General features: G+C 61.2%; 9 protein-coding genes and 1 tRNA gene. 4 read left to right on the top strand and 6 right to left on the bottom strand.

Going from position 1 to position 9195, the window contains the following annotated elements; translation table 11 throughout:
• Nucleotides 1–35: 35 nt before the first annotated feature.
• From L8U60_RS10250 to L8U60_RS10260, 3 genes are read right to left on the bottom strand one after another with little or no spacing between them, the layout of a single operon-like run.
• Nucleotides 36–857, bottom strand: a complete 822-nt coding sequence (locus L8U60_RS10250; RefSeq protein ID WP_269966277.1) for an MBL fold metallo-hydrolase — start codon at nt 855–857, stop codon at nt 36–38.
• 47 nt (nt 858–904) lie between these two features.
• The gene (locus tag L8U60_RS10255) at nt 905–1360 is read right to left on the bottom strand and encodes a RidA family protein (protein ID WP_269966278.1); all 456 of its coding nucleotides are present in this window, start codon (nt 1358–1360) and stop codon (nt 905–907) included.
• Nucleotides 1361–1363: 3 nt separating this feature from the next.
• Nucleotides 1364–1516, bottom strand: a complete 153-nt coding sequence (locus L8U60_RS10260; RefSeq protein ID WP_269966279.1) for a Sp36 family protein — start codon at nt 1514–1516, stop codon at nt 1364–1366.
• A 155-nt stretch (nt 1517–1671) separates the two neighbouring features.
• Between L8U60_RS10260 and L8U60_RS10265 the strand changes: the two genes are divergently transcribed.
• Nucleotides 1672–3591, top strand: a complete 1920-nt coding sequence (locus tag L8U60_RS10265) for an exonuclease domain-containing protein (protein ID WP_269966280.1) — start codon at nt 1672–1674, stop codon at nt 3589–3591.
• 17 nt (nt 3592–3608) lie between these two features.
• On the opposite strand, the gene L8U60_RS10270 is transcribed toward L8U60_RS10265, so the two are convergent.
• On the bottom strand, nt 3609–3893 hold the full coding sequence (locus L8U60_RS10270) for a WhiB family transcriptional regulator (protein WP_269966287.1): 285 nt from the start codon (nt 3891–3893) through the stop codon (nt 3609–3611).
• A 310-nt stretch (nt 3894–4203) separates the two neighbouring features.
• Between L8U60_RS10270 and L8U60_RS10275 the strand changes: the two genes are divergently transcribed.
• The gene (locus L8U60_RS10275) at nt 4204–6579 is read left to right on the top strand and encodes a transglycosylase domain-containing protein (RefSeq protein WP_269966281.1); all 2376 of its coding nucleotides are present in this window, start codon (nt 4204–4206) and stop codon (nt 6577–6579) included.
• Nucleotides 6580–6585: 6 nt separating this feature from the next.
• On the opposite strand, the gene L8U60_RS10280 is transcribed toward L8U60_RS10275, so the two are convergent.
• The gene (locus L8U60_RS10280; protein WP_269966282.1) at nt 6586–7035 is read right to left on the bottom strand and encodes a GatB/YqeY domain-containing protein; all 450 of its coding nucleotides are present in this window, start codon (nt 7033–7035) and stop codon (nt 6586–6588) included.
• Nucleotides 7036–7069: 34 nt separating this feature from the next.
• On the opposite strand from L8U60_RS10280, the gene L8U60_RS10285 reads away from it, so the two are divergent.
• Complete coding sequence (locus tag L8U60_RS10285) at nt 7070–7996, top strand: metallophosphoesterase (protein ID WP_269966283.1); 927 nt, start codon at nt 7070–7072, stop codon at nt 7994–7996.
• Nucleotides 7997–8109: 113 nt separating this feature from the next.
• A tRNA-Pro gene (locus L8U60_RS10290) sits at nt 8110–8186 on the top strand.
• Nucleotides 8187–8295: 109 nt separating this feature from the next.
• On the opposite strand, the gene L8U60_RS10295 is transcribed toward L8U60_RS10290, so the two are convergent.
• Nucleotides 8296–9195: IS1249 family transposase (locus L8U60_RS10295; RefSeq protein ID WP_269966284.1), on the bottom strand; the 900-nt coding region annotated here is incomplete at its 5' end.

The raw sequence follows: 9195 nt of genomic DNA on the forward strand, positions 1-9195 counted from the left end.
GCGGGCGGCTGTTGTTTTTTTGTTTTTGGTGAGGTCTATTTCTTACCGTCGAGGTAACGCAGAGCCACGCGCGTGGACTGCTCAGCAGCACCACGGAGCACCGGATCTACGTCGTCATACATCGCATCCACCAATTCCGTGATGGACAGATCATTGCCGCGCTCCTCGCGCACCTTGCGGATCTGATCCAGGCGGTACTCGCGGCGGTCAATGTACTTGCGGGCAAACTCCGCCAGGTTCTCCGCATCCGGGCCGTGGCCCGGCAGTAGCGGGACTCCTGCGCCGTCTTCCTCAAGCTTGGACAGGGACTCAAGGTAATCACCCAAGTCACCGTCGGTTTCCGAAATCATGGTGGTGTGACGGCCAGCGATCGTGTCACCGGTGACAATGCCCTCAAGCACTGAATCCGGGTTGTTCGGATCACCGGAGTAGATGTAGAAGCACACCGAATCAGCTGTGTGACCCGGGGTGTGCACCACCTTGATCTGCGGGGTGACGCCGTCAACCTTGATGATCTCACCGTCTTCCAAAGGCTCCTCACCCTCGGAGCAGTACTGCTCATCGAAGGCACGCACCGGAGCGCCGGTGAGCTGACGGAAGCGCACAGCGCCATCCGCGTGGTCGTGGTGACGGTGCGTCAACAGAATGAGGGCAACCTTGTCGGCCTTGGACGAAACGACATTGAGGTGTCCTTCGTCCTCCGGGCCCGGATCGATCACGATGGAGAACTCATCCTCCGGATCGCGGATCACCCAAGTATTAGTACCCTCCAACGCGGCATAGCTGGGGTTCGGTGCCAAAACAACACCAGCGGAGGGGGTCACTGGACGCAGCTGGCTATAAGCAGGATGCTTCATGTACTCCACCCTACCGCTTCCACAGCAGAATGGGCGAAGAGCTGCGCCTAGCGGACCTCAACAACCAACTCCACCTCAACCGGGGCATTCAGCGGCAACACTGCTACGCCCACGGCAGAGCGGACATGAGCACCACTTTCACCGAAGATGTCCCCGATCAACTCAGATGCACCGTTGATGACGGCTGGCTGGCCGTAAAAGTCCGGGGCAGATGCCACGTAGCCCACAACCTTGAGCACACGCACGACATTCTCCAAACCAACCTCAGCATGAACTGCAGCAAGTGCGTTCAGTACCGCGGTGCGGGCAAAGCCGTAAGCCTCTTCCTCCGGCACCTCCGCGCCGACCTTGCCGGTGGCGGGCAGAGCACCGTCGACGAAAGGCAGCTGGCCCGACGTCCACACCTGGTTGCCCACCTTGGCGGCGGGAACATAAGCAGCGACAGGTGCAGCAACGGCCGGAAGGGTAAGTCCCAGTTCTTCAATACGCTCAAGCACTGCCATGGTTTAGAGCTCCCGCTTCATGTACGCAACCATGTTGTCCGGGTTCGGGCCAGGAGTGACGGTGACGAGCTCCCAGCCTTCCTCACCCCACGTATCCAGAATCTGCTTCGTGGCGTGAGACAACAGTGGCACAGTGACGTATTCCCATTTCTTCATGGCCACCACACTACCGGTGCATTCCACTCCGCCACCGCAATCATGCCCTTTCGAACGGGTGAGCCCCAGTTTCGGAAGGCATGTCGGAGCCATCGATTAGCTTGAGGCATGTAAGAACTTCTAAAAACAAGCATCGGCCTGAGGGAATGGCGGACATGGTGAATCAGTTGGGATACGCGGTAGTGGATTTGGAGACCACGGGTTTTTCCAGCAACGACCGGATCATTGAAGTTGGTGTGGTCCTCTTGGACCCCAATCTTGGGGTCCAAGGCACGTGGGAAACCCTCATTCAGCCACTCCGGGATATTTCGAATTCGGAGATTCATAAGATCACGGCAACGGACGTCGTTAATGCTCCCACCTTTGATGATGTGGCGCAGCACCTCGGTGACGTGCTGAATGGGCGCGTGCTTGTGGCGCACAACGCGCCGTTTGAGCGCCGTTTCCTGGAGCAATCCTTTGAGCGCGCGGGAGTTAATGTGAAGCTGCCGGCGCGGTGGATTGACACGATGGATCTGGCATCCCGCTACTTGGGGGTAAAAAAGCTGGCAGAGGCTCTCGACGCCACCGGCCTTCACAATGATTTCCCCCACTCCGCTGTGGGGGATGCGCAGGCGACGGCCAAGCTTTTCACCCACTTTGTCGCGCACAATGCAGCGCCGATCAGTGGTTTTCCGGCAGCTACGTGCACCACCCGCCCAACCTCCACTGCGAACTTGTTGCCTCGTGGCAGTGCTTCACGCGAGGGCACGTGGGCTCACAAATTGTCACAGTCACTCCCGGCGAGTGGGCACAAGAATGAGGATGCGTACCGCGATGAATTGACCCGCGCGCTCATCGATCATGAGATTTCTCGCACCGAGGTCCAGCAGCTTGAAAAGGTAGCGGTCCAATCGGGCTTAGGCCCCGACGATGTGGATGCGATCAATGAGGAATTCATCCGTCAGCTCGTCATTGAGGCCTGGGCCGACGGGGTGATCACGGACAGTGAGCGTGCGACCTTACTGGCCATCGGTGGTGCGCTGGGAGTAGACCCTACGGTCACAGCAGCCCTGATGGAACATCCGACCACCGGTGATGTGCAGGCAAGTTTTGCCCTGAAGCCCGGCGATCGCGTGGCGTTCACCGGAACCCTTGATCTCCCCCGCGAGGTGTGGGCGCAACGCGCAACGGCTGCCGGCCTCGACGTTGGCGGGGTGAAGCGCACGTGCGCGGTCCTCGTGGCCGCGAACCCGGACACCATGAGCGGGAAGGCACAGCTGGCACGCGAAAAGGGTGTACCCATCATCGGCGAGACCGCCTTTGCGCAGCTGCTCAGCGCGCTGGAATCCTCCAACACTCAGGCGCTTGAGCCTGTCGACGTTGGCCAGGTGGACAACATCGATGATTCCCTACTGGGACTCTTCCCCTGGCTCACTGCGGAGGAGCTTCTCGCCGGCACCGATAGCGCTGACATCGCCGCCGCGTGGATCTCGCTCTACCCCGACCGGCCACTGCATGAGCTTGCCGCCGCGTTGTTGCCCCACCATGCCCCCGAAGCCACCGGCGCGGGCATTGACCGGTACTTGGCCGTATGGAGCTTGCACCACGACCAGATGCTCAGCGCCAGTGCGGACGATGTGATTGATTTGCCGGGCGTCGGTGAAAAACGCCAGCACAAGCTGGTGGAGCTGGTCGTCGACCTGGCTATCGACGGTGTCCCGGAAACACCAGTTGCCGCGCCCGTGATCGAAGAACCTAAGCCGGCTGCCGCCGATCCAACGCCAGAAGAACTACTAAAGGAGGCGTGGAGCTCGCCCTATGACCCGTTTGCGGCGGCGGTTGGGGGCGGGGACGTCGTGAAGCCAACGCCTCTCGCTGCGCCCCGGCCGAAGAAGCGCGCGCCCAAGGTGTTCAAGTGGTCGGCGATCCTCTGCGTGGCGTCGTTTGTGTTGTTCGTGATCCTGCTTGAAACGCTGGACCCCGATGCAGAGTCACTCGTCTCAGGCCTATTGGCAGTGACGTTCGTGTTCAGCGGTATTACCGCTGGTATCGCGGGTGTGATCACGCTGTTGCAAAAGCTCCTGGGGAAGTAACCAGGAGCGAGGGGGACCTACAGGCCGACAATCTCGCGGCCGGCCTTGAGGTGCTCTACCCAGTCCGTCACGTCCGGGTTCTTGCGAAGAACTGCGCGGCGCTGACGCTCGGTGAGGCCACCCCACACGCCGAATTCGACCTTGTTGTCCAGCGCGTCCGCACGGCATTCCATCAGCACAGGGCAGTTGCGGCAGATGGCGGCCGCCTTGCGCTGCTCAGCTCCACGGACAAACAACGCGTCCGGATCGCCCTGGCGGCACACAGCTTGGGTGACCCACTCGCCACGCTCAAACGTGTCCACCGTGTCTTGCGGCCGTGCTTGCGGTGTTACACGGAACCCATTGAAAGAGGACGGCTTGACCGGGCGTACTAGATCGACACTCCCCTTCAGGTGAGCAGCAGCAGTTCCAAGAGTGCGGTTGCTGAGCGTCGCAGTCACAACAGTCTCCTTTCCAAAAGTCTCAAAGACCCAAATATTTTCCAAAGCGCCGGAATTTATGTGGCGACGGGATGTAAGTCTAATCACGCCCTTTCAAAACTGTCGACTAGATCACACACTCGGGGGTAGGTGATGATTCCGCTTCGCAAAAGCACGCCGTAGTGTATGAGGGGTGTCATCACTAGGTTCGTTAGGAAAACTGCTTGTCGGCGTCGTGGCCGCGGCGCTCGCTGCCGTACTCACCCTTGCCCCCGTCGCCGGCATTAGCGGTGCCGCCATCAACCGTGTGAATTCGACGATGCAATCCAATCTCGCGGAGCTTGCCGACGGCACCGCCCCCGGCGTCACCACAGTCACCGATAAGAACGGCGATCCGATGGCGTGGATCTTCACCCAGCGCCGCTACGAGGTAGAGCCAGATGAGATCAGCCAGGCAGCCAAGGATGCGCTCGTGGCTATCGAGGACAGGCGCTTCTATGAGCACGAAGGCGTCGACATGCAAGGCTTTGCACGCGCCATGGTGACCAACATCCTGGCCGGTGGAGTGGCTGAGGGTGCGTCCACGATCAACCAGCAGTACGTGAAGAACTACCTGCTGCTCGTGGAGGCAGATAACCCGGAGGAGCAGAGCGCTGCGACCGAGCAGTCCATTCCCCGCAAGCTGCGTGAAATGCGCATGGCCTCCGACCTGGACAAGCAGTTGTCCAAGGAGGAGATTCTGGCGCGGTATCTCAACCTCGTCTCCTTTGGCAATCACGCCTTCGGCATTGAAGCGGCTGCCCGCACCTACTTTGATTCCTCCGCGGCGGAACTAACGGTGCCGCAGGCTGCCATGTTGGTGGGCATGCTGCAGTCATCTGAGCTTCTCAACCCGTATACCAACCCGGAGGGCGCTACGGAACGCCGCAACACGGTCCTCCAAGCCATGGTGAATGCGGGCTACCTCGCCCAGGCTGAAGCGGACCGCTTCGCCCAGGAACCGTTGGGAATCCTGGAAAAGCCCTCCCTCCTCCCCCGTGGCTGCATCACCGCCGGCGATTCCGGCTTCCTGTGTGATTACGCGCTGCGCTACCTGGACAGCAAGGGCTTGCCCATGGAGGAGATTGAGCGTGGCGGCTACACCATCACCACCACCTTGGACCCGAAGGTTCAGGCCATCGCGCATGAGGCTGCCGCCGGCGCGGTCAGCCCCAAGCAGCAGGGCGTGGCCGAGGTAATCAACGTGGTTGAGCCTGGCGAGGATTCCCGCCGGATTCTGGCCATGACCTCCTCCCGCGGCTACGGCTTGGACCAAGATGCGGGTGAGACGGTGCTCCCGCAAACCTCCACCATGGTGGGCAACGGCGCTGGCTCGGTGTTCAAGATCTTCACCGCCGCTGCTGCGTTGGAGAAGGGCTACAACCTCGAGTCCAAGCTCGAAGTACCCACCCGTGCGGTGGTCTACGGCATGGGTGAAGGTGGCGCCCGGAATTGCCCGGCTGGCGCCTACTGTGTGGAAAACGCTGGTACGTATGCCCCAGAGATGACCCTGCGGGATGCGCTGGCGCAGTCGCCGAACACGTCGTTTGTCAAGCTCATTGAGAACGTGGGCGTGGAAGAAACCGTGGACATGGCCGTCCGTCTTGGACTGCGCTCCTATGAGGATGCTGGCACTTTTGATGGGGAGAGCTCCATCGCCGACTACTTCCGCCAGCACAACCTGGGCTCCTTCACCCTGGGCCCCACCCCGGTGAACCCACTCGAGCTGTCCAATGTTGGCGCAACGTTGGCATCCAAGGGCATGTGGTGTGAACCGAACCCGGTGGAGAAGGTCGTGGACCGCAACGGCGAAGAAGTGTTCATCGACCGCCCCGATTGCCAGCAGGCAGTATCTGAGGATGTGGCAGCCGGTCTTGCCGGCGGCATGTCTGAGGACGCCGTCTCCGGCACCGCCAAGGACGCAGCCGGTGCCAACAATTGGCATGGCGCGGTGGCCGCCAAGACGGGCACCACCGAGTCCCACCAGTCCTCGGCGTTCCTCGGATTCAACAATGGCTTCGCTGCCGCCACCTATATATATAACGATGGCACACAGACCACCCCGCTGTGCACCGGCCCGGTGCGCCAGTGCTCCAACGGCAGCCTCTACGGCGGGCACGAAGCGGCGCACTCGTGGTTTGCGATGGCGTCGCGCGCGGGCGTCGAAAATGCAGGTCTGCCTGCGCCGAGCGCGCTGTTCGACCCGTCCGCACGCAAGGAGCTACTCAAGCGCGTGGTGGGCATGCACAAGGATGAAGCCCGCAAGGCACTGGAAGACGCCGGGTTCCGCGTCCGCGAGACAACCACCTCTGGCACCGGCAAGCCGCGCGACGAGGTGGTGAACACCCGCTCCGTATCGGACCCAGGCCCGAATTCCACCATCACTCTGGTGGTCTCTGACGGCTCACCTTCCCGCGACAGGGACCGCCGCCGGTCAAACGACGACGATTCCGCGCCCAGCTACTCGCGGGAGGATTTTGAGCGGGATTTCAACCGCTTCGCCGATAGCGTTTCGGATTTCTTCGGGTAGAAGCGACTAAGCCAAGCGTGCGCGCACCGCGGTGGACAGGCGCTTGCCGTCCGCGCGGCCAGCGGCTTTCTCCGTAGCCAGCTTCATTACCTGGCCCATCTCCTTCATGGAGGTGGCGCCGGTTTCGGCCACAGCTTCGTCGATAAGCTTGGCCACCTCTTCATCGCTGAGCTGTTCCGGCTGGTACACCTCGAGCGCAGCGACCTCAGCGAGCTCCGTCTCCGCAAGATCCTCGCGGCCATTCTGCGTGTAGATCTCGGCGGATTCGCGGCGCTTCTTGATCTCGCGCGCGATGACCTTCAGCACCTCATCGTCCGTGAGCTCGTGCTTCGTGCCTTCCGTTTCCTCGGTCTGAATCGCAGCGAGCAGCATACGAATCGCGCCCAGGCGGGTCTTGTCCTTCGCCTTCATGGCTTCTTTAAGGTCGGCGGAGATCTTTGATTTCAGTTCACTCATGGTTCCGAGAATAGTCGAGGGTAGTCTTAGGCGAATGAGGAAGCGACTGGTACAACTAGCCCTCGCAGGCGCAGGTCTCGGCGCCGCGACGTTCGCACTCGGCGTGCGTGAACTAACAAAATTCCAGCTCAAAACATACGAGCTGCCCATCCTTCCGCCCGGCACGTTGCCGCGCAATCCGCTTATCGACGCCTCGAGCCGGCCCCCCGCCTTCACCCTCCTCCACGTCTCCGACCTCCACATGATCCCGGGGCAAAAGACGAAGGTGGCGTGGGTCAGTGCCCTCGATGCCCTGAATCCGGATCTGGTGGTGAACACCGGCGACAACCTGTCTGATGAGCGTGCCGTCCCCGACGTACTCAACGCCCTCGGCCCGCTGCTGGACCGCCCCGGTGTGTTCGTCTTTGGCACCAACGACTACTGGGCCCCGCGCATGGTCAATCCGTTGAAGTACCTGCTGGACCAGAAGCGTGAACCCTCCTACGTGGACCTGCCGTGGAAGGGCATGCGCGCCGCGTTCATTGAGCGCGGCTGGCAGGACGCCACCCATGCCCGCTTGGAGTTCAAAGCCGGCGGCCTGAAACTGGCTGTCACCGGTACCGATGATGCCCACCATGACTTCGACGACTACGACTCCGTCGCCGGCGCCCCCAACCCGGCCGCCGACCTGGCCATCGGTGTCACTCACGCCCCCTACCGGCGTGTCCTCGACCGCTTTGAGGCTGACGGCTATCCCCTGGTTCTCGCCGGCCACACCCACGGCGGGCAGATCTGCCTCCCCGGCGGCCACGCCCTGGTGACCAACGCCGACATCGATCGGGGGCGCGCCTCCGGCCTGCACCGCTACGGCAAGATGTGGCTGGAAGTGTCCAACGGCCTGGGCACCTCCAAATTCGCTCCGGTCCGACTGTTCTGCCGCCCGTCCGCCAGCCTCATCCGGATCACTGAGCGCCCCTCCTAACCCATGGCACCGCGGTGCCATGGGTTTGATCAGGCGTTTTGGCAGTATCGGCGCCGTGGACTAGAGTATCCCGAGTACCGCACCACGGCCCCTCGGCCATGGTTTTCGGACACCGGGATATGGCGCAGCTTGGTAGCGCGCTTCGTTCGGGACGAAGAGGTCGCAGGTTCAAATCCTGTTATCCCGACCAGATCAAACCCCCTCCGCGGAGGGGGTTTTCCTTTTTCTCTGCCCAACCCACCTGGGGGTTAAGTAGCAAAAAGTGTGTCCGCTCGGCGTGTCGCCGGGCGGGCATTTCTTTATTGCATGGGGCCTTTGCGGATTCCTATGTTGCGTTGGTATTCGGTTGGGATAGCGTTGTCGTAGAAGGCTGGTCGTCCTGTTTCGTGGTCGGCTGTGTTGTGGTCTTCTGGGACGAGATCGGGAACTTTGGCGAGTTGATCTTGTCCGTAATTGCACTGCCTGGCGATCTCGAGTGGGTTGTCAGGCAGCTGCATTTTCGAGTGCAGGTACCACTCGAGCATCTTGCGTTGTCGTTCCCCGGATCTGCCTCGGTGGGCGTCAGCGATGCGTTTGAGATGTGCGTTGACTCCGCCTTCTAGGCTGTTTGTGGTTGCTGCCCACCGGGCCGGTTCGAGTGCTTCTGGCGGGGGTTGGAGATAGGCAAACAGCCAGTTGTTGTGCGATAAGTGCAAAAGCGAGTTGTATGCCTTTCGGACCCGGATATGTGTGAATTCCCATTGGTGGCTGGGGGTGCGGCGCTCTTTGGGTACGGGTGTTTTCTCGTTCAGGAAGTCCTTGTAGACCACCCCGAACTCGTGCAGTCTGATGGTCCACTGGCGTGCCTGGTCCAAGGTGGTGATCTTGGTCAGTTTCAGCGCTAGGGCATAGATCGCTTTGCCAGCGTCGGTGCGGGGCCGTGATGTGGTGTAGCGACGGATGACGCGTTGGGCGTGGACGAGGCAGCGTTGGATCATGGTTGTGGGCCAGCAGGCTTTGATCGCTGAGTAGGCGCCTTGTCCGCCGTCGAGGACGACGCATAACGGTTGGGCGATTCTGCGCAGCAGTTGTGTGTAAGCGTGGGTTGATTCAGTTGAGGGTGTCCGATTGTTTGTGTGGGTTGCGTCCCTTAGTGTGGTGTAACGCTTGCTGATGGTGGGCCCCAGGAAATAGGGGGCGGCCACCGCCAGTAACCTTTG

Origin of the sequence: Corynebacterium meitnerae, from assembly GCF_027570075.1 — a bacterium.
GTDB lineage: Bacteria > Actinomycetota > Actinomycetes > Mycobacteriales > Mycobacteriaceae > Corynebacterium > Corynebacterium meitnerae.